The sequence below is a fragment of the Polynucleobacter finlandensis genome (assembly GCF_018881755.1).
Classification (GTDB): Bacteria; Pseudomonadota; Gammaproteobacteria; order Burkholderiales; family Burkholderiaceae; genus Polynucleobacter; species Polynucleobacter finlandensis.
The window spans coordinates 164,035-185,703 of sequence record NZ_JACVPS010000002.1; the positions used below are offsets into that span (position 1 = coordinate 164,035).

Here is a 21,669-nt window from a genome sequence, read left to right on the forward strand (position 1 = left end):
AGCGTAACTTGTTAATATAGCCTTTTCCTATGAATCCTTCCGAACTTCGCTCAACTCTGGCCTTAGCAGGCATTTTTGGCCTCCGCATGCTGGGCCTGTTCTTGCTTTTGCCGGTTTTTAGCATTCATGCACGTGGCTTACCAGGCGGTGAGCATGCTTTATGGGTCGGCTTGGCTTTAGGAATCTTCAATATCGTTCAGGCTTGTTTTTACATCCCTTTAGGGCGACTATCCGACCGAATTGGCCGAAAACCAGTAGTTTTCTGGGGACTTTCTCTATTTGTTGCTGGAGCCTTGATTTGCGCGGCTCAGGATGATTTGCTCTGGATTGCGATTGGGCGTGGCGTGATGGGTGCCGGGGCTATTTCAGCGGCGATATCTGCTTGGGTTGCTGATCTCACGCGTGAGCAGGTGCGTACTCGCGCCATGGCTCTGGTCGGTGGCAGTATTGCGCTCTCATTTGCTTTATCACTTGTGATTGCTGCACCGATCTATCGCATGATTGGTTTGAGCGGTATTTTTGTGGTGCTGGCAGTACTTGGTGTGATCGCGATGTTGGTGACCTACTTTGTACTCCCTACCCATAAGCCAGAAATGAAAGCCCCTCAAGCTTCTTTGAAAGAAGTATTTTTCCGTCCTGAGTTGATGCGTCTCAATGCTGGCGTGTTTGTTTTGCATGCAACGCAAGTGGCAATGTTCTTAGTGGTGCCCCGTTTATTGGTGCAAGCAGGTTTGCCTTTGTCAGACCATTGGCAGGTTTATCTGCCGGTAGTGCTCCTTTCTTTCTTTTTGATGGCCCCTTTGATCATTATTGGCGAGAAGAAACAGTGCCTGAGACTCATTCTTTTAATTGCCATTGTTTTGCTGTTTATTGCTGAATGCTTCTTTACTGGCACTTCATCGGTACTGGGAATTGCTTCTGCCTTATTGATTTATTTTGTCGGTTTTAATTTACTAGAGGCTTTACAGCCCTCTTTAGTTTCTCGCTTTGCAAAAGAATCAAAAGGCACTGCGATGGGCGTTTACAACACCACTCAGTCGATTGGGCTGTTTTCAGGTGCTGTAATTGGGGGTTGGTTGATGGATAGCCATGGTGATTTGTCGGTCTTTGCTGCAGGTGCAGTACTGCTTCTTTGCTGGCTTATAATCGCTTGGTCGATGCGTGAACTGCCTGCAAAGGTTGTAGATTCAACGGCTGCAATTTAAGATTTAATTCACATTACATTTTTCTTCGGGAGACAACATGGCTTCGGTAAATAAGGTCATCATCGTAGGTAACGTAGGACGCGATCCAGAAACACGTTACATGCCAAGCGGCGACGCCGTTACAAATATTTCAGTTGCGACATCTGACCGCTATAAAGATAAGCAAACTAATGAAATGAAAGAAACCACTGAATGGCACCGCGTTGCATTCTTTGGCAAGCTTGCTGAGATCGCAGGACAATATCTCAAAAAGGGCTCACAAGTTTATGTTGAAGGTCGTTTGCGTACTCGCAAATGGACAGATGCTAGTGGTCAAGAAAAGTATTCCACTGAGATCGTTGCAGAAACCATGCAAATGCTTGGTGGCAAACCAGTAGGTGGTAGCGAAGGTGGCGGTGAAAGCTACAGCCGCGCAAAATCTACTGAACAGTCCGCACCTGCAGCATCTTCTAATGCCGCTTCACTCGGTGCAATGGATGACGATATTCCGTTTTAAATAGTTTCTACTGTATTAACAAAGCCCTTCTAGGTTTTCCTACAAGGGCTTTTTCTTTGGAATTTTTTGCTGAAGCTTTTACTGTCGTGCGTGCCGTATATTTTCAGGCCATGGTGAATTGTGATCGGTACGGAAGGGGTTAATGTCTAAGCCGCCACGTCTTGTGTAACGAGCATAGACGGATAATTTATCGGGTTTACATTGGCGCTTGATATCGCAGAAAATCGTTTCAACACAATGCTCATGAAACTCCCCGAGTTGTCTAAAGCCAATCAAGTAGCGCAGTAAACCTTCTTCCAGGATCGGGCGTCCTTGGTAACGAATTTGTACGCTTGCCCAATCAGGTTGGCCTGTGACAGGGCAGTTCGATTTCAGTAAATGGGTCACCAGGCATTGTTCAATTGGCCCGAATGAGTCATTCACTTCGAGCAGCGATGGATCAGCTGGCAAGTTCGGATCAATCTCAATATCGAGCCTATCCATTAAGACTCCGCTCATTTCTTGCATACCCTTTTTGGAAATAAGCTCAGGCGGATTGATGCGAGTGGAAATTTTGCTGCCAGCAACTGCCGATAAATCAGCAATGAGTCTTTCGCGAACATCTTCCTCATTTTTAAAGCGTGCGCTATTGAGGCTATTGAGATACAGCTTGAACGATTTGGACTCAATCATATTGGGTGAGTCAGCAGGAATCTGAAACTCTGCCAAAGCAATTTGTGGCTTGCCTTTTGGGTTAAGCCAACTCAGCTCATAAGCATTCCAAATATCAACGCCAACAAATGGCAAGGCTTGATTCGATTGGATGTTGAGCTTGAGGCGATTCTCAGAGCGTGGAATTGGAAACAACACACTCGGATCGTATTGATCTGGATATTGCGTAGCTTGACCGAGCGGAAGTATTGCCATGATAAATGGTGATTAAGTTGTGGGCGCTTAGCTCTTAGGCCGATTGGATACGCCAGATACTACGTGACCGGTTGGCGCAACCGATGCAGCGGATTGGCAATGACCAGTTTGATCATCAAAGAAAAAGTCGGGCTCGAATTCTCTGAGGAACTCGCTCTTGGATAAGCCGCCCAAGAACATGGCTTCATCTACATCAATGCCCCATGCCATCAAAGTACGAATAGCGCGTTCATGTGCTGGAGCCGAGCGTGCAGTAACCAATGCGGTACGAATGCGCATGCCTTTTTCGCTGGTAGAGCGTTGTAGACGATGAAGCGCTTCAAGCAAGGGTTTGAAGGGTCCTGGTGGTAATGGAATGTCTGCATTTTTGCTTTCGTGATCCACAAAGGCTTCAAGACCTTTACTCTGAAAGACTTGCTCAGCTTCATCTGAAAACAGAACTGCGTCACCGTCAAATGCAATACGAATTTCATTCGGATGAGACTCAGCGGTTTTGCTGGACTCTGGGTAGACGCGCGCGGCAGGAAAGCCTGCTTCGATAGTGGCGCGAACGTCATCTTCGTTTGCTGACAGAAAGAGATTGGCATGCAATGAGCGAAGGTAGTGATAGGGAGGGCGACCTCTAGTAAATACACCGCGCTCTAAATGCAGTCCATGGTGCTCTGCTGAGCGGAATACGCGTAGGCCGCTGACCGGATCATTGCGAGACAGAATCACTACCTCAACCCGCTGTTCATCACCCTCGTTAAAGGCTAATAATTTTTTGACTAAAGGAAAGGCTACACCTGTTTGCGCTGCTTTACCGAGACGTTCAAGCTGTAACTTCATATACGCACTGTCATCACTCGACTCGAAGATGCGATTTTCTTCTTCGAAGTCAAACAGGGCGCGCGAAGAAATCGCAACAACGAGTTTTCCGGTAAGTGTGTATGACATCTGATGAATTACATCTTATTTAAGGAAGAGTCGATACGCTGGGTTCTTGGTCTCATCCCAGTGAGGATAGCCAAGTGTAGCTAAAAAGTTTTGAAATTTCTTCTGCTCATTTTTTGGCACTTGGATACCAATGAGGATACGGCCATAGTCAGCGCCGTGGTTGCGGTAATGAAAGAGACTGATATTCCAGTTGGGCGCCATGCTGGTTAAGAATTTCATCAAAGCGCCTGGGCGTTCTGGAAATTCAAAGCGATAGAGCAATTCATCTTTAGCTAGTGCAGAGTGACCGCCCACCATATGACGCAGGTGCGACTTCGCCAGCTCATCATGGGTCAGATCGATTGTTGCAAATTTTGCTTTAGTGAAATGCTTTGCAATCGCAGCGCTATCACTAGCCTTTTGTGTGCCAATGCCAACAAAAATGTGTGCTTGGCTGCCATCGGCAATGCGGTAATTAAATTCAGTGACATTACGGTTGCCGAGAAGTTCACAGAAGCGTTTAAAGGAGCCGCGCTCTTCTGGGATCGTGACCGCAAATACTGCTTCACGGTATTCACCGACATCAGCGCGCTCAGCTACGAAGCGTAGGCGACTGAAGTTCATATTGGCACCACAAGCAATAGCTACCAAGGTTTTCTTTTTGGTTTTATTCTTTTCGACGTATTTCTTCATGCCTGCAATGGCTAAAGCGCCTGCAGGCTCGAGAATACTGCGGGTATCGGTGAAGACATCGTTGATTGCTGCGCAGATCTCATCGGTATCAACCGTGACGATCTCATCCACTACGCGTTTGCAAATACGGAAGGTTTCTTTGCCAACCAATTTGACAGCAGTGCCATCAGAGAAGAGGCCAACATCTTTCATCTCAATGCGTTTATTGGCTTTAAGCGAGCGCCTCATGGCATCAGAGTCAACGGATTGCACCCCAATCACTTTAGTCTTTGGGCTAACCGCTTTGACGTATTCGCCAATACCGGAAATGAGTCCACCACCACCGATAGCAACAAAAATAGCGTCGATAGGTTCTTGGTATTGCTGAAAGATTTCTTGGGCAATCGTGCCTTGACCGGCAATGACATCTGGATCATCGAAGGGGTGAACAAAAGTAAGCCCGCGTTTTTTCTCCAAGAGCTCTGAGTACTTGAAGGCATCGCTATAAGAATCGCCATGCAGAATGATTTCTACCCAAGGGCCACCACGAGCTTTAACGGCATCGATTTTGAGGCTAGGAGTCGTCGTCGGCATCACGATTACTGCTTTGCACTTCATTTTGGCGGCTGACAGGGCAACCCCTTGAGCATGATTGCCGGCAGAAGCGGCAATGACCCCGCGTTTTAAGGCTTCGGGGGGTAAATGAGCCATTTTGTTATAGGCACCCCGGAGTTTGAAGGAGAAAACCGGCTGGTTATCCTCTCTTTTGAGCAATACTTGGTTGCCTAAACGCTTGCTGAGTTCGGGGGCCAGCTCGAGCTCAGTTTCCCTAGCTACATCGTAGACTCGGGCAGATAAAATTTTCTTTAAATAGTTCGTTGCCATCCAATGAGCGTACCATGGATGGCCTCTAAGCCCTTAGATTTGCAAGGGTTTATCCCTTCCGCCAACATCTTTCCCTATTTCCTGCCAATATCAAGATTGCTCAATTAAAATACATATTTACCAAATATGACGCTATGAACGCACCCCTAGCTTTAAATCAGTTGTTGGACGCCGAGGCCGCCTCGCCCCGTTTGCGTGAAATACCTTACAACTACACCTCCTTTTCTGATCGAGAAATCGTGATTCGTCTCTTGGGCGAGGAGTCATGGCGCGTTCTGAATGATTTGCGTGGCGTTCGCCGTACTGGCCGCTCAGCCCGTATGTTGTTTGAAATCTTGGGCGATATCTGGGTCGTTCAACGCAACCCTTTTTTGCAAGATGACTTGCTTGATAACGCTAATCGTCGTCAATTATTGATTGATGCTTTATGGCATCGCTTGGGCGAAGTCAAAAAACGTTCTAGCGGTGATTCAGCTGGCCAAGTTGAAATTCTATTAAGTGCTGCAAGTCGCGCTGTAGAAAACTTCGAGAGCGGCTTTAAAGAAGTTGAGCAGGTTCGCAAACGCGCTAAAAAAGTATTGGGTCGCCATACTGCCGCAGACAATATTTGTTTCGATGGTGTTTCTCGTGCAGCGCATGTGACTGATGCGACAGACTGGCGCGTTGAGTTTCCATTGGTTGTACTGAAGCCCGATTACGAATCAGAAATTCCTGGTTTGGTGAAAGATTGTGTTGAGCTTGGCTTAACGATCATTCCACGTGGAGGTGGCACAGGCTACACCGGCGGTGCAATTCCTTTGTACGCGATGTCTGCCGTGATTAATACTGAAAAGTTACAAGATATCGGTGGCGTGAAATCTCAGCATTTACCTGGCGTTGATCATGAAGTTTCAACGATCTTTACTGGTGCAGGTGTGGTGACTCGCAGAGTATCTGATGCTGCAGAGCATGCTGGTCTTGTGTTTGCGGTTGATCCTACTTCGGCTGATGCCAGTTGTATTGGCGGCAACATTGCCATGAATGCAGGTGGCAAGAAGGCTGTTCTCTGGGGTACTGCACTCGATAACTTAGCTAGCTGGAGAATGGTTGATCCACAAGGCAATTGGTTGGATGTTGAGCGCCTTGATCACAATCTCGGCAAGATTCATGAAGTAGAAAAAGTTCGCTTTCAGTTAACCTGGTCAGATGGTACAAGCGAACCGGGCGAACGCATTATAAAAACAGAACTGCTCGAAGTGGAAGGCAAGCGTTTCCGAAAAGAAGGTTTGGGCAAAGACGTTACTGATAAATTTTTATCGGGCTTGCCGGGCGTTCAAAAAGAAGGTTGCGATGGTTTAATTACCAGTGCTACTTGGATATTGCATCGCATGCCTAAGTACATGCGTACAGTCTGCCTGGAGTTTTTTGGGCAAGCGCGTGAAGCGATTCCTAGTATTGTGGAGATCAAAGCTTATCTTGACGGCTTGAGCAAACAAGGCGGTCCAATCTTGGCTGGCCTTGAGCATTTGGACGATCGTTATTTAAGAGCGGTCGGCTATTCAACCAAGTCAAAGCGCAATAGTTTGCCAAAGATGGTTTTGCTTGGTGATATTGCAGGCGATGATGAAGAGGCGGTTGCTGCAGCAACTAGCGAAGTCGTACGGATGGCCAACTTGCGTGTAGGCGAGGGCTTTGTAGCTGTGAGTGCCGAAGCACGTAAAAAGTTCTGGCTAGATCGCGCTCGTACAGCGGCGATTGCCCGTCATACCAATGCGTTCAAGATTAATGAAGACGTCGTGATTCCATTGCCCCGGATGGGCGAGTACACCGATGGTATTGAGCGCATCAATATTGAGCTCTCCCTCAAGAGCAAATTACAAGTTCTGGATGGCTTAGAGCTTTTCCTGAAAAAGAGCGCTTTACCTTTGGGTAAGAGTGATGAAGAGTATGAGATTCCTACTGCTGAAATTTTGGGCGATCGTGTTCAGCAAGCACTCGACTTAATTGCAAAGGTGCGGGCACATTGGTCTGAGTGGCTAACTCAGATGGACACGTATTTCCCACAATTACAGAACTACAGCTTGCGTGCCTCTTGGAAAGAGGAAGTGCGCTCTGAACTCAGAATTATTTTTGGTGGATTGGCTTTTGAGCCCATTCTTAATGAGCTTGAGGCTATTCATAAGAAGATCTTGCGTAAGCGAGTGTTCGTTGCTTTGCATATGCATGCAGGTGATGGCAATGTCCATACGAATATTCCAGTCAACTCCGACGACTATGAGATGTTGCAAGATGCGCATCACGCAGTCAATCGGATCATGGCTTTGGCGCGCTCTTTGGACGGCGTGATCTCAGGTGAGCATGGCATTGGTATTACTAAGTTGGAATACCTCACCGAAGCAGAGTTGAAGGATTTCCGCAGTTATAAAAATCGCGTTGATCCAGAAGGTCGCTTCAATAAAGGCAAGTTGATGCCGAACGCCGATCTCAGCATGGCCTATACGCCAAGTTTTGGTTTGATGGGACATGAGTCGATCATCATGCAGCAGAGTGATATTGGCGCGATTGCGGATAGCATTAAAGGTTGCTTGCGTTGCGGTAAGTGCAAGCCAGTGTGCGCAACGCATGTACCACGTGCGAACTTGCTGTATAGCCCACGTGACAAGATCTTGGCGACATCATTACTGATCGAGGCCTTCTTATACGAAGAGCAAACTCGTCGCGGTATATCGATTCGTCATTGGGAAATGTTTGATGACGTTGCTGCGCACTGCACTGTTTGCCATAAGTGCTTGACGCCTTGCCCAGTCAAAATTGACTTTGGTGATGTGACCATGAATATGCGTAACTTATTGCGCAAGATGGGTCAGCAACGCTTTAACCCTGGCACGGCTGCATCGATGTTCTTTTTAAATGCAACCAGTCCAGACACGATTAACTTGGCGCGCAAGGCGATGATTGGCTGGGGCTACAAAGCTCAGCGGCTTGGTAATGACTTATTGCGTAAGTTTGCCAAAAAACAGACTGCGCATCCACCGGCAACAGTAGGTAAGCCTAGTGTTAAAGAGCAGGTCATTTTCTTTGTCAATAAGAAGATGCCTGGTAACTTGCCAAAGAAAACTGCCCGTGCGTTGCTAGATATTGAAGATGCCGATTACGTTCCGATTATTCGAGATCCTAAAACCACCTCTGCTGATACTGAGGCAGTGTTTTATTTCCCGGGTTGTGGCTCCGAACGCTTGTTCTCTCAAGTAGGTTTAGCTACCCAAGCGATGTTGTGGAATGTCGGTGTTCAGACAGTCCTGCCACCGGGTTATCTGTGTTGTGGTTATCCACAGCGTGGCAATGGCGACTTTGATAAAGCCGAGAAGATGATTACAGACAATCGCGTGCTGTTCCATCGTGTTGCTAATACCTTGAACTATCTTGATATCAAAACAGTGGTTGTGTCTTGCGGAACTTGCTATGACCAATTGGCTGGGTATCAGTTTGAACAAATATTCCCAGGTTGCCGCATCATTGATATTCATGAGTATTTGCTGGAGAAGGGTGTCAAGCTTTCCAATGTCACCGGCGTCAAATACATGTATCACGATCCATGTCACTCTCCGATGAAGTTGCAAGATCCGATGAAAACTGTCAATGAGCTGATTCAAATGGAAGATGGTAAAGCGATTAAAAAGAACGATCGTTGTTGTGGTGAATCTGGCACGCTTGCCGTGACACGTCCGGATATCTCTACCCAAGTGCGCTTTCGTAAGCAAATTGAGATGGAGAAGGCTGCCAATGAATTGCGTCAGGGTGACGAGGCTGCGGATGTTAAGGTGCTGACCAGTTGCCCATCATGCTTGCAAGGTTTGGCTCGCTTCAACGCAGATAGTGATACAACTGCTGATTACATCGTTGTTGAAATGGCGCAAAAACTATTGGGTGAAAACTGGATGCAAGATTATGTTGCCAAGGCTAACCAAGGCGGTATTGAGAGGGTATTGGTTTAATGATTCCAAGCAATGTTGTAGTTCATCAACAATCCAAGGTATTGGAGCTCTCTTACGAGAATGGCAATACCTATCGCCTCCCGTTTGAGTTACTCAGAGTGCTATCACCTTCTGCCGAGGTGCAAGGTCATGGTCCTGGGCAGGAAACCCTGCAAACAGGCAAGCGCGATGTATTGATTGCTAATATCGAGCCAGTGGGTCACTATGCATTGAAGCCAAGCTTTTCTGATGGCCACGATTCTGGTTTGTACTCTTGGGACTTCTTGCAATATTTGTGCGAAAACCAAGCGCAATTATGGAAAGAGCATTTAGATAAATTGGCTGCTGCTGGTCTTGATCGGGATGCGCCGATGACAACAAAAGGCCATTCGCATGACCATTCCTGTGGAAGTCATTAATGAGTAAAACCCATTTCGGTTATCAAAGTGTTGATGAGGCTGAAAAAGCCGGCAAGGTTGCCGAAGTATTCCATTCGGTAGCCAGTAAATATGATGTGATGAATGACTTGATGTCATTTGGCTTGCATCGCCTGTGGAAAAAAATCACGATTGCCCGCGCACAAGTTCGCCCAGGTCAAAAAGTATTAGACATTGCCGGTGGTACTGGTGACTTGGCAGCAGCTTTTGCTAAGGCCGCAGCATGGGGTAAAAATCCCGATGCTCAAGTTTGGTTAAGTGACATCAATGCATCTATGTTGGGTGTTGGTCGTGACCGTTTACTAGATCGTGGCTTAGCCTTACCTTGCGTCCAATTTGATGCAGAGAAAATTCCTTTTCCAGCCAATCATTTTGATGTGGTGACAGTAGCCTTCGGTTTGCGCAATATGACGCATAAAGATGTGGCTCTAGGTGAGATGTGCCGGGTGATTAAACCGGGCGGTCGCGTCTTGGTGTTGGAGTTTTCCAAGCCCGATGCTTTTTTACAGCCTGTTTATGATGCCTATTCATTCAAGGTATTGCCTTGGCTGGGCGAAAAGATTGCCCAAGACTCAGAAAGCTATCGCTATTTGGCCGAATCTATTCGGATGCACCCAGATGCTGATGCCTTAAAAGAAATCATGTTGGGAGTAGGATTTGATGAGGTAGAAACCCATAGAATGTCTGGGGGTATCGTTGCCTTACATATTGGTATTAAATACTAATTGTTTTGTAGTTTGAAGCGCTGAAGTAATGCAGAAGTTAAGAAGTTATATAAGGGGATAAATACAATGAATAAGCATTTTTTCAAAGCAGTACTGTTAAGTCTGAGTTTGTTATTTGCTTTGGTTGGTCAAGTTGATGCTGCTCGTCTAGGCGGGGGAAGAAGTATTGGCAGGGCGCCTAGCGCACCAATGCAAAAACAGGCTGCACCTGTACAAAAACCAGTTCAGCAAGCTCAACCTACGGCTCCAGCTCCAGCGCCACAAGCGCCGGCACCAAGTCGCTTTGGAGGGATGGGCGGAATTTTGGGCGGCCTAGCAGCTGGTCTTGGTATCGGCTATCTCTTATCTCACTTTGGTATGGGTGAGGGCGCATCATCCTTCATCACTGGTTTGTTGATTGCTGTATTGGCTGGCTTTGTCATTATGTTTGTGATTAGAAGATTGCTTCCAGCGTTTTCTGGTGCTGGACAGGCTTCAGGTGCCCCCATGCAGCGCGCTCCGCTTGAGCAAGCCCCCAGAAGTGAGCCTGGCTTTAATCCTGCCTCCAATGCTTTTGGCGGCACAAGCGCAGAGCCAGAGCCATTTAAGTCGACGCTACCACCAGGATTCGATGAATATGCATTCTTAGAAAATGCAAAACAATATTTTGGGAGCCTGCAAAGGGCCTGGGATCAAGGCGATTTGGTTGCTTTAAGAGAATTTACTACCCCTGAAATGTTTGCCACGATTCAGCAAGACTTAGCTGGTCGCACGGATAGCGCCAATCAAACCGACGTTGTAACTATTAACGCGCAACTTTTGGGGATCGAAATTTTGGATAACGCTTATTACTGCAGCGTCCAGTTCGGTGGCATGATTCGCGAACAGCAAGGTGCTCCCGCTAATAACTTCTCTGAAATCTGGAATTTGAGTAAGCCGGTCGAGGGTCCTGGAGGCTGGGTACTGGCGGGTATTCAACAGTTGGTTTAAGCTTAAGGTACTTTCCATTGGAAACCCGCACTAGTGCGGGTTTTTTACACTCATGAATGCAGTTTCTTCAACCCACACAATTGCAGCTGGCGCCGCCTGCCGGGGTATTAACCATGTCTTATCGAGTGAACCATGGGCCACTGGTGAGTTAGCACGCCATGCTGGCAAAACAATTCTTTTAAAGTTGCCTGTAGGCGACCTGTGTTTTGAAATCACACCTGCTGGCTTGTTGGCTGTATCGGAGGCTTCCGATACAAGCAGCTTAGTTTTAGAAGTATCAGCTAGGGCGCTTAGCGAACTTACGGGTAGCACGGGCTCATTACGAGAGCAGGCTTTCAAGGCAGTCAAGATTACGGGCGATGCTGATTTAGCACAATTGTTAGGACGTCTTGTTGGTCAAGTCCGATGGGAATACGAAGAAGATTTAGCGCGGCTAGTGGGAGACGCCCCTGCAAATTTCGCAGTGCGACAGGGTAAGAAATTTGTGTCTGCGAGTAAGTCTGCTGCAAGCGATCTATTAAGTAATGTTGTGGAGTATGTCAGCGAAGAAAGAAAAGTCTTGCTCAATCAGCGGGATTTTATGGCTCATAAGAATGAATTAAACGAATTGCGTGATGCGGTTGATCGCATGGAAAAGCGGATTCAAATACTAGTGCAGAAGGTTCAATAAATCGTGCGTCGACTTGCCCGTCTTTGTTTTATTTTCTTTACGGCATGGCGCTATGGCCTCTTGCCTTTATTGCGCGATAACTTAAAGCCTGGAATTCGCCGTAGCTTGCTTTCTGTTCTGTGCTGGACTTCACCTAGTTCTGATTTACCTAGAGGCGCGCGTATCCGCCTTACCCTAGAAGCGCTTGGCCCCATTTTTGTAAAGTTTGGACAGGTACTGTCGACTCGCCGTGATTTATTGCCGGAAGATATTTCTGATGAGCTTGCAAAATTGCAGGATCAGGTCCCACCATTTTCGAATGAAGAATCGCGCCGCTTGATTGAAGAAGCGCTTGGTCAGCCAATTGAAGAAATATTTGTGAGCTTCGATGCCAGCCCTGTAGCTAGCGCCTCCGTAGCCCAGGTGCACTTTGGGATTTTGCGTTCAACAGAGAAACATCCAGAGTGGCATCATCGAGCGGTAGCCATTAAAGTTTTGCGCCCCGGTATCTTGCCGGTGATTGAAGGCGACATTGCTTTGATGTATGACTTGGCAAAAATTATTGAGAGAACATCTGAAGATGGCCGTCGTTTAAAGCCTCGTGAGAACGTAGCGGAATTCGATACCTATTTACATGATGAGTTAGACCTCATGCGTGAAGCAGCCAATGCAAGCCAATTGCGCCGCTATTTCAAGGATTCTAAAAAGCTCATGATCCCCGAAATGTATTGGGATCTATGTCATACCAATGTCATTGTGATGGAGCGTATGGAGGGAATCTCCATTGGACGTTCTGAAGAATTACGTGCGGCGGGCGTTGACTTCAAAAAGTTGGCTGCAGATGGCGTAGAAATATTTTTTACACAAGTGTTTGAATATGGTTTTTTCCATGCCGATATGCACCCAGGAAATATCATGATCAGCTTGGAGCCGGAAACGTTCGGCAGATTTATCTCTTTAGATTTTGGAATCGTTGGCGCCTTGAGCGAGTCTGACAAAAACTACTTGGCACTCAACTTCCTAGCGTTCTTTAATCGGGATTACCGCCGAGTGGCTGAGTTGCATATTGAGTCTGGTTGGGTTCCCGCCAATACGCGTGTTGAAGAGTTGGAGGGCGCGGTGCGTTCTGTATGTGAGCCTTACTTCGATCGTCCTTTAAAAGAGATTTCGCTAGGTATCGTGTTGATGCGTTTGTTCCAAACCTCGCGCCGTTTTAAGGTAGAAATTCAGCCACAACTTACTTTGCTACAAAAAACACTCTTGAACGTTGAGGGGCTTGCCCGTCAATTGGACCCCGATTTGGATCTGTGGAAAACAGCCAAACCGATTTTGGAGAAGTGGATTAGTCAGCAATTAGGTTGGCGTGGCTTGTTAGACGGCCTAAAGTCTGAGGCGCCTGCATGGGCCAAGATCTTGCCAACCTTGCCTCGCTTGATTGCGGAAAGCTTGGCGCAGGGGCAGAAAAAAGAGCAAAACGGGGAATTAGAGGTTTTAAAAGCCCTTTTGCAGCAGGAAAGACGGACTCACCGCTTAATCATGGGCGCATTGCTCTTTGCTGGCGGGTTTTTGGCTGGAATTTTGATAATCGGCTTAGGTATTTATTAGTCTCTCGCCGAATGGCTTCTAACCCGCTAAAATAGCGGGTTAGGCAAAGCGCAAGCACTAAGCACATGAAAAAATACTTTATCGCAGGCATTCTCGTATGGGCCCCCATGGCCGTCACTATTTGGGTGATTACTTGGGGCTTGGATCTGCTCGACGGGGTTTTTGGGTCGGTGATGCACGCCATTATTGCGGTCTTCCCACGAGAGTTTGCTTCAGATCTCCAGCATTTCCGCGACTTGCCAGCTGTTGGGATTGCGATAGTGGTTGCGGTCATTATGTTGACTGGCTTGATTGCTATTAGCTTTGCAGGTCAGTGGTGGATGAAGGTTTGGGATAGCTTGATGAATCGCATCCCAGTGGTGCGTTCTATTTATTCCAGCGTGCAACAAGTGTCATCCACTTTATTTTCAGGAAGTGGTCAGGCCTTTAGTAAAGCGCTTCTGATTCGCTACCCACATGCGGACTCTTGGGTCATAGCATTTCAGACGGGAGTGCCGGCGAAAGAGGTTACGGCGAAATTGGGCGAAGATTATGTCAACGTCTTTTTGCCAACGACCCCAAATCCGACTTCTGGTTTTTTTATGATCGTGCCGCGTGCGCAAACGATTGAATTAGATATGAGCGTGGAAGAAGCGCTCAAACATATTGTTTCTATGGGATCTGTTCCTCCCAATAGCCCAACTGGTCTGAATGCTATTCAGTCACCAAATCATTTTTGATTTATAGGAAATTGTTATGTCGATGCGAAGCCATACCTGCGGTCAGGTAACCGATTCACTAATCGGACAAGAAGTCACTCTCTCTGGGTGGGTTAACCGTCGTCGTGACCATGGTGGCGTGATCTTTATTGACTTGCGCGATCACCAAGGCTTTGTGCAGGTAGTCTGCGATCCAGATCGTCCTGAGATGTTTGCTCTGGCTGAGGAAGTGCGTAATGAATTCTGTATCCAGATCAAAGGTCTGGTGCGTGCTCGTCCAGCAGGTACTGAGAACGTTGATTTAGTGAGCGGCAAGGTTGAAGTGCTTTGTCATAGTCTCACAATCTTGAATGCCTCAATTACACCTCCATTCCAATTGGATGATGAGAATTTATCTGAGACCACACGCTTAACTCATCGCGTTTTGGATTTGCGTCGTCCACAGATGCAAAAGAACTTACGTTTGCGTTATAACGTGGCCATGGAGTGCCGTCGCTATTTGGACACTGCTGGCTTTATTGATATTGAAACGCCGATGCTTACCAAGAGCACGCCTGAAGGTGCGCGAGACTATTTGGTTCCTTCACGCGTGCATGATGGCCACTTCTTTGCCTTGCCACAATCTCCACAACTGTTTAAGCAATTGTTAATGGTCGCTGGATTTGATCGCTACTACCAAATTACAAAGTGCTTCCGCGACGAAGACTTGCGCGCAGATCGTCAACCTGAATTTACTCAGATCGACTGTGAAACAGCCTTCTTGAGCGAAGTTGAGATTCGTGATTTATTTGAAAACATGATTCGTCATATTTTCAAGGTCACCATGAATGTTGAGTTGCCAAATCCATTCCCAACCATGCCTTACTCTGAAGGTATGGCACGCTTTGGTTCTGATAAGCCTGATCTGCGTGTGAACTTTGAGTTCACTGAATTGACTGATCTGATGAAAGACGTTGATTTCAAGGTGTTCTCAGGCGCAGCTAATCAAGACGGCGGACGGGTAGTTGGTTTATGTGTACCTGGCGGCGCAGGAATTAGTCGTAGCGAAATCGATGATTACACGCAATTTGTGGCGATTTATGGCGCCAAAGGTTTGGCATGGATTAAGGTGAACTCTGTTGCTGAAGGGCGTAATGGTTTGCAATCCCCAATCGTGAAGAACTTGCATGATGCTGCGATCGAAGGCATCTTGAAGCGCACCGGTGCTAAAGATGGCGATATTATTTTCTTCGGTGCCGATAAAGAAAAAGTTGCAAACGATGCTATGGGCAATTTGCGCTTACGCATTGGCCATTCCGCTTGGGGTAAAGAGCATGGTCTCTTTACTGAGGGCTGGAAGCCATTGTGGGTAGTTGATTTCCCGATGTTTGACTATGACGAAGGCGATGCTCGCTGGGTTGCTTGTCATCATCCGTTCACCAGCCCCAAAGACGAACACATGAAGTATCTCGAGTCTGATCCAGGCAAGTGCTTGGCTAAGGCCTATGACATGGTTCTCAACGGCAGCGAAATTGGTGGTGGTTCGGTGCGTATTCACCAAGAGGCAGTGCAGAGCCAAGTATTCCGTGCTTTGAAGATTGGCGCAGAAGAAGCGCAAGCTAAATTTGGTTTCTTGTTGGATGCCTTGCAATATGGCGCCCCTCCACATGGCGGCATTGCGTTTGGTCTAGACCGGATTGTCACGATGATGACTGGTGCTGAATCGATTCGTGATGTGATTGCATTCCCTAAAACACAGCGTGCACAGTGCTTATTGACGCAAGCTCCTAGCCCAGTGGATGAGCGTCAGTTGCGTGAGTTGCATATTCGTTTGCGCCAGGCAACTCCTGCCGCTTAATTCACTTAGGTCAGTAACGCCAGTATCTTGAAAATCCCTATTTCGGTTTTAGTAGTGATCTACAAATCGAATGGGGATGTCTTATTGATTGAGCGGGCGGATCGCGCTCATTTCTGGCAGTCCGTTACGGGTAGCCTAGATTTCCCTGATGAAGATTTGCCTTTAGCTGCGGCTCGCGAGGTATTAGAAGAGACCGGTATTGATGTCTACCTCTTGCCACCAGATGCATTGCAAGACATGCATTACCAGATCGAATACGAAATCTATCCTGCCTGGCAACATCGCTACGCGCCAGGAGTCGTCAGAAATACTGAGCATTGGTTCTCCTTGGAAGTGCCGGACAACATTGAAGTTGTTCTTGCCCCGAGAGAGCATGTTGCCTATCAGTGGCTACCTTATTGCGATGCTATCAAAAAGTGTTTCTCGCCCAGTAATGGTGAGGCAATACTCCAATTGTTTTCAGCGCGCTAGTGAAGAAGTCACTAAGATAGCAGTATGAGACATTCATCTGGGCGCCATCATGCTGGCGCTGAAGTAAAAACATTTCAACGTGGCGATTGGCGGGTCATTCGTGACTTATTGCCCTATTTGTGGGAATATAAATTTAGAGTAGCTATCGCTCTTAGTTGCCTAGTACTTGCTAAGGTGACCAATCTTGGTATCCCGATTTTGATGAAGCGCCTGATTGATGCGCTCAATATCAAATCAAATTCCCCAGAAATATTATTAGTAGTACCGGTGGGTTTGTTGCTCGCCTATGGAGCACTGCGCATCTCTGCCTCACTTTTTACTGAGTTACGTGAATCACTGTTTGCCCGCGTGACCCAAAATGCTGTGCGTAAAGTGGCACTCCAAGTGTTTGAGCATTTGCACTCATTGGCTTTGAGTTTTCATTTGGCCCGTCAGACAGGGGGCGTGAGTCGGGATATTGAGCGTGGTACACGCGGTATTCAGTCACTAATTGCCTATTCGCTCTATAGCATTTTGCCGACCCTGATTGAGTTCTGCTTGGTACTGGGCTACTTTGCTTATTCATACGATATTTGGTTTGCTGCGATTACTTTAGTGGCCTTGGTTTTATATATTGCCTTTACTGTCATCGTGACCGAGTGGCGCACCCACTTCCGCCGCACCATGAATGATATGGATTCCAAGGCGAATCAAAAAGCCATTGATTCCTTGCTCAACTTTGAAACAGTCAAGTATTTTGGTAATGAATCTTTCGAAGCTGGCCGCTACGATGAAAATTTGGCGCGCTATCAAGTAGCCGCCGTGAAGTCGCAAAAGTCTTTAGCAGTTTTAAATCTGGGGCAGCAGATTATTATTGCGGTTGGCCTAGTGCTGATCTTATGGCTGGCCACTCTTGGTGTTATCGATGGCAGTATGACTTTAGGCGACTTTGTGCTGGTCAACACCTTGATGATTCAACTCTACATCCCGCTGAACTTCTTGGGCGTGATGTATCGGGAGATTAAACAGTCCTTAACTGATATGGACCGGATGTTCGCTTTACTCAATACCGAAAAAGAGATTGCCGATACACCCCATGCAAAGCCATTGCATATTCGTAACTATTCACATGGCCCAGATGTTCGCTTTGAGAATGTTTCTTTTCATTACGAGGCAAAGCGTGAGATCTTGCACGATGTGAGTTTTAACATTCCAGCTGGCACCATCACTGCGGTTGTTGGACAAAGCGGTGCTGGCAAAAGCACTTTGGCAAGATTGTTATTTCGCTTCTACGATATTCAGTCTGGAAAGATCTTGATTGACGGTCAGAATATCTTGGATGTGCAGCAAGCCAGCCTCAGAAAGGCGATTGGCATTGTTCCCCAGGATACGGTGCTCTTTAACGACACCATTGGTTACAACATTGCTTATGGCAATCCAAAGGCTTCGATTGCGGAAGTGTACGAGGCTGCGAGGGCGGCTCAAATTGATAGCTTTATTAAACATTTGCCTGATGGCTATGAAACTCAGGTTGGTGAGCGCGGCCTTAAATTATCGGGTGGTGAAAAGCAGCGCGTTGCAATTGCCCGTACTTTGCTAAAAAAACCAGCGATGTTGATTTTTGATGAGGCCACCTCTGCTTTGGATTCTAAGACGGAACGCGCATTCCAAGAAGAGCTGCTCAGCTTGGCTAAGAATCGAACCACTCTCATCATTGCCCATCGACTCTCCACCATCATCCATGCAGACCAAATTTTGGTCATGGAGCATGGGCAAATAGTGGAGCGTGGCACTCATCATGAGCTACTTGCTGCAAATGGCCGCTATGCTGATATGTGGCATATGCAAGAGCGTGCAGCGCTTGATTAGAATAGCAATATGAATAAGCAAGAGACGATTTTGAAAAAAGCCTTTGCTACAGCAGTAGCAGTAGCCGATCCTCAAATCATCGTCCCAGAATATTTAGCTCGGATTTTTCCTAAAGGACAAGAGCCCAAGGGAATGTGTTTGGTAGTGGGGGCTGGTAAGGCAAGTGCCTCTATGGCTAGTGCTTTAGAACGCCATGCCCTGCTCAACTGGCCAGATGCAAAACTGGAAGGCACGGTTCTCACTCGCTATGGGCATAGCTCGCCAACAAAACATCTTCAGATCATTGAAGCTGGCCACCCTGTGCCAGACCAGGCGGGCATGGATGGTGCAAAAGCAATCTTTGATTCGGTCAATCGCTTGGGTATGGGCGACGTTTTAATCGCTTTAGTCTCTGGTGGAGGATCTAGTCTTTTGACCTTACCCCAGAATGGCATCAGCATAGAAGACATGCGTAAAACGACGGAGGCTTTATTGCGTAGTGGTGCTCCTATTGAAGAGATGAATGTTGTTCGCAAACACTTATCTGCCATTCTTGGTGGAAATTTGGCTAGACTTGCCATTGCCAGAGGTGCTCGGGTAGAGGCCTTGTTAATCTCTGATGTCACAGGTGACTTGCCGGCAGATATTGCTAGTGGCCCATGTGCGCCAGACTATTCAACTTATCAAGATGCGCTTAACATTTTGGCCAAATATTATTTGAATGAAGAAACGATTCCAGCATCGGTTTTGAATCACTTGAACAAAGGGCATTCTGGCGAAATTCCTGAGACCTTGAAGGAAGTTGATTTACAAGATGCCCAAGTCAAGAACCATGTGATTGCCACTGCTTATAAAAGTTTGGAAGCGGCGGCTGATTATGTTCGCACGCAAGGCTACGAACCAATCGTCTTAGGCGACACGATTACTGGCGAGGCTCAAGAGGTTGCCATTGAGCAAGCTGTCATTGCACGACAGCGTCTAGGCAAGTCAGTGGCATTGATTTCTGGCGGGGAGTGTACTGTCACCTTGCCGGTTGGTATAAAAGGGCGCGGTGGGCGCTGTAGTGAATTTTTACTTTCGCTATTTTCTGCGACCGATGGCCTGTCAAATATCTCTGCTTTGGCCGCAGATACTGATGGTATTGATGGTAGCGAGAAGAATGCAGGTGCTTGGTTTACGCCTGAACTTCGACAGGCAAGCAAAGACCAAGGCTTATTGCCGGCGCCATACTTGGCAGCACATGATTGTTATGGATTTTTTGCACAATTGGATGCTTTAGTGGAAACTGGCCCTACACTGACTAATGTGAATGATTTCCGCATCATCCTGATTGATACTGAATAACTATGGCAACGAACCCAACTCAAATTGAACTGATCCAGCCAGATGACTGGCATTTGCATATTCGTGATGGCGAAGTCATGAAAGATGTGTTGGCGGATACGGCGCGTCAGTTTGCCCGGGCCATCATCATGCCGAACTTGAAGCCACCCGTTACAACGGTAGATTTAGCAAATGCTTATCGCGCTCGCATTGAGGGGCAATTGAAAGCATTGGGGATGAATAGTTTCACACCTTTAATGACTTTGTATCTCACCGACAATACGTCTGCAGATGAAGTACGTAAAGCTAAAGCCGAGGGGATCGCAGCATTCAAACTCTATCCTGCAGGCGCTACAACCAACAGCGATGCTGGCGTGAGTGATCTGAAACATTGCCATGCTGCCCTAGAGGCAATGCAGGCTGTGGGTATGCCGCTGCTAGTGCATGGCGAAGTGACCAGTTCTGAAATCGATATCTTTGATCGTGAGGCGGTATTTATTGATCAGGTTCTCGAACCTTTGCGTAAAAACTTCCCTGAACTCAAGATTGTGTTTGAGCACATCACTACTTTACAGGCTGCACACTATGTGCGAGATGCCGCCACTGCTGGAAAAAATACCATCGGCGCAACTATTACGCCCCAGCACTTATTAATGAATCGCAATGCAATTTTTGCTGGCGGCATTCGTCCGCACAACTATTGCTTGCCAGTTCTCAAACGTGAAGAGCATCGCATTGCACTACTAGAAGCTGCTACTAGTGGCAGCTCTCGTTTTTTCTTGGGTACTGATAGCGCACCTCATGCCAAAGGCGCTAAAGAAACAGCCTGTGGGTGCGCTGGTTGCTACAGTGCATTTAATGCTTTAGGTTTGTATGCTGAAGCATTTGAGAGTGTTGGCAAGTTAGATAAGTTAGAAGGCTTTGCGAGTTTCTTTGGTCCTGATTTTTATGCTTTGCCGCGCAACACCAAAAAAATTACCTTAGTGAAGCAGGCTCAAAGTATTCCAAATGAGCTACCTTTAGGTGATGCCACAATTGTTCCGCTCCGCGCAGGCGAAACCATCGCCTGGTCGCTGGTTTAATCTCACCCCTACTGTTTTTACAAGCCAATTTGCTCTGACTGCGTTAGACTGCAGGCGCAGAGTCAATTGGGCAATCGCCGCCTCTTTATTGAGGGGGAGGAAAGTCCGGACTCCATAGGGAAGGGTGATGGCTAACGGCCATCCACGGCGACGTGAGGAATAGGGCCACAGAGACGAGCGTATTTAGTTACGGTGAAACGCGGTAACCTCCACCCGGAGCAATCCCAAGTAAGCAGGCGATGAGGCGTCCCGCTGAGTCTGCGGGTAGGGAGCTTGAGCCGTCAGGTAACTGCCGGCCTAGAGGAATGATTGCCCCTAGATGCAAATCTAGGCGACAGAATCCGGCTTATCGATTGACTCTGCACTTATTCCGAAATGACTTCTACGGTGTAAGTCAGTTCCGCTGTTTTAGCGAGCATGGTGGTTGCTGAGCAGTACTTCTCGTGAGAGAGTTTGACGGCACGATCCACTTTGGCCTGGTCTAGATCTTTTCCCTTTACCTGGAAGTGCAGATTAATCTTGGTGAAGACTTTGGGATCTTCCGTGGCACGTTCAGCCTGAAGAGTGACATCGCAAGCGCTCACCGCTTGTCTGGCTCTTTGTAGGATTAAAACCACATCAAATGCTGAGCAACCGCCAGCGCCAGCCAAAAGTAGTTCCATGGGTCTGGGGGCTAGGTTTCTGCCGCCAGCTTCTGGTGCGCCATCCATATTCACGAGGTGACCACTGCCAGTTTCTGCTGAAAAGGCCATTCCGCCACTACCTAACCAAGAAACTTTACATTCCATCTTAGTGATTCCTTACTTCATAAATTAATCAATGTTTTCAATAGTTTACCAATTTACAGAAGATTAAGTTACTGCATAGCAACATGAAAATCTTGATTTTGGTCAATATTCTTGCATTGCACCATGATTTTTGTGTAGAATACCCATATTGGTAGTCAGTCTTATATAAGAGATTGATTCACCTCCCAGTGTCTCCTCCACCCAAACAAAGGTGGATTCCAACCCA

General features: G+C 47.2%; 18 protein-coding genes and 1 other RNA gene. 15 read left to right on the top strand and 4 right to left on the bottom strand.

The genetic code is table 11. The features are described from left to right. The first annotated feature begins 29 nt into the window (after positions 1-29). On the top strand, positions 30-1,205 hold the full coding sequence (locus ICN49_RS01485) for an MFS transporter (protein WP_216164873.1): 1,176 nt from the start codon (positions 30-32) through the stop codon (positions 1,203-1,205). A 37-nt stretch (positions 1,206-1,242) separates the two neighbouring features. After that, on the top strand, positions 1,243-1,701 hold the full coding sequence (gene ssb / locus ICN49_RS01490) for a single-stranded DNA-binding protein (RefSeq protein WP_216164876.1): 459 nt from the start codon (positions 1,243-1,245) through the stop codon (positions 1,699-1,701). Positions 1,702-1,779: 78 nt separating this feature from the next. On the opposite strand, the gene queF is transcribed toward ssb, so the two are convergent. The 3 genes from queF to ilvA are packed head-to-tail and all read right to left on the bottom strand — an operon-like array spanning position 1,780 to position 5,079. Beyond that, a complete protein-coding gene (queF, locus tag ICN49_RS01495) occupies positions 1,780-2,607 on the bottom strand; it encodes an NADPH-dependent 7-cyano-7-deazaguanine reductase QueF (protein WP_216164879.1) in 828 nt (275 codons plus the stop codon). A 27-nt stretch (positions 2,608-2,634) separates the two neighbouring features. Next, a complete protein-coding gene (locus tag ICN49_RS01500) occupies positions 2,635-3,543 on the bottom strand; it encodes a 5'-nucleotidase (RefSeq protein ID WP_216164881.1) in 909 nt (302 codons plus the stop codon). Between the two features lie 15 nt (positions 3,544-3,558). Continuing rightward, the gene (gene ilvA / locus ICN49_RS01505; protein WP_216164884.1) at positions 3,559-5,079 is read right to left on the bottom strand and encodes a threonine ammonia-lyase, biosynthetic; all 1,521 of its coding nucleotides are present in this window, start codon (positions 5,077-5,079) and stop codon (positions 3,559-3,561) included. 134 nt (positions 5,080-5,213) lie between these two features. On the opposite strand from ilvA, the gene ICN49_RS01510 reads away from it, so the two are divergent. The 13 genes from ICN49_RS01510 (at position 5,214) to rnpB (ending at position 21,020) form a co-directional block, all read left to right on the top strand. Beyond that, positions 5,214-9,053: a DUF3683 domain-containing protein gene (locus ICN49_RS01510; protein ID WP_216164888.1), complete on the top strand. Its 3,840-nt coding sequence runs from the start codon at positions 5,214-5,216 to the stop codon at positions 9,051-9,053. After that, positions 9,053-9,451 (top strand): gamma-butyrobetaine hydroxylase family protein, encoded by a 399-nt coding sequence (locus tag ICN49_RS01515; protein WP_216164891.1) that lies wholly within the window; start codon positions 9,053-9,055, stop codon positions 9,449-9,451. The genes ICN49_RS01510 and ICN49_RS01515 overlap by 1 nt, the downstream gene beginning before the upstream one ends. Continuing rightward, positions 9,451-10,194 carry a bifunctional demethylmenaquinone methyltransferase/2-methoxy-6-polyprenyl-1,4-benzoquinol methylase UbiE gene (ubiE, locus tag ICN49_RS01520; RefSeq protein ID WP_216164893.1) on the top strand — a complete coding sequence of 248 codons (744 nt, stop codon included), beginning with the start codon at positions 9,451-9,453 and terminating at the stop codon, positions 10,192-10,194. The genes ICN49_RS01515 and ubiE overlap by 1 nt, the downstream gene beginning before the upstream one ends. A 66-nt stretch (positions 10,195-10,260) precedes the next feature. Then, complete coding sequence (locus ICN49_RS01525) at positions 10,261-11,163, top strand: Tim44 domain-containing protein (protein ID WP_216164894.1); 903 nt, start codon at positions 10,261-10,263, stop codon at positions 11,161-11,163. Between the two features lie 52 nt (positions 11,164-11,215). Next, positions 11,216-11,833 (top strand): ubiquinone biosynthesis accessory factor UbiJ, encoded by a 618-nt coding sequence (locus ICN49_RS01530; RefSeq protein WP_216164897.1) that lies wholly within the window; start codon positions 11,216-11,218, stop codon positions 11,831-11,833. 3 nt (positions 11,834-11,836) lie between these two features. After that, a complete protein-coding gene (gene ubiB / locus ICN49_RS01535; RefSeq protein ID WP_216164900.1) occupies positions 11,837-13,417 on the top strand; it encodes a ubiquinone biosynthesis regulatory protein kinase UbiB in 1,581 nt (526 codons plus the stop codon). A gap of 65 nt (positions 13,418-13,482) precedes the next feature. Next, positions 13,483-14,136, top strand: a complete 654-nt coding sequence (locus ICN49_RS01540; protein WP_216164903.1) for a DUF502 domain-containing protein — start codon at positions 13,483-13,485, stop codon at positions 14,134-14,136. Positions 14,137-14,152: 16 nt separating this feature from the next. After that, a complete protein-coding gene (gene aspS, locus ICN49_RS01545) occupies positions 14,153-15,952 on the top strand; it encodes an aspartate--tRNA ligase (RefSeq protein ID WP_216164906.1) in 1,800 nt (599 codons plus the stop codon). 27 nt (positions 15,953-15,979) lie between these two features. Then, the gene (gene nudB / locus ICN49_RS01550) at positions 15,980-16,423 is read left to right on the top strand and encodes a dihydroneopterin triphosphate diphosphatase (protein ID WP_216164909.1); all 444 of its coding nucleotides are present in this window, start codon (positions 15,980-15,982) and stop codon (positions 16,421-16,423) included. 24 nt (positions 16,424-16,447) lie between these two features. Then, the gene (locus ICN49_RS01555; RefSeq protein WP_216164913.1) at positions 16,448-18,271 is read left to right on the top strand and encodes an ABCB family ABC transporter ATP-binding protein/permease; all 1,824 of its coding nucleotides are present in this window, start codon (positions 16,448-16,450) and stop codon (positions 18,269-18,271) included. Positions 18,272-18,280: 9 nt separating this feature from the next. Beyond that, positions 18,281-19,594: a glycerate kinase type-2 family protein gene (locus tag ICN49_RS01560; protein ID WP_216164916.1), complete on the top strand. Its 1,314-nt coding sequence runs from the start codon at positions 18,281-18,283 to the stop codon at positions 19,592-19,594. Between the two features lie 2 nt (positions 19,595-19,596). Continuing rightward, positions 19,597-20,655: a dihydroorotase gene (gene pyrC / locus ICN49_RS01565; protein WP_216164919.1), complete on the top strand. Its 1,059-nt coding sequence runs from the start codon at positions 19,597-19,599 to the stop codon at positions 20,653-20,655. Positions 20,656-20,713: 58 nt separating this feature from the next. Continuing rightward, an RNA gene (gene rnpB / locus ICN49_RS01570) (RNase P RNA component class A) lies at positions 20,714-21,020 on the top strand. Here the strand turns inward: rnpB and ICN49_RS01575 are convergent. Beyond that, positions 21,021-21,443 (bottom strand): OsmC family protein, encoded by a 423-nt coding sequence (locus ICN49_RS01575; RefSeq protein ID WP_216164922.1) that lies wholly within the window; start codon positions 21,441-21,443, stop codon positions 21,021-21,023. Positions 21,444-21,669: the final 226 nt, after the last annotated feature.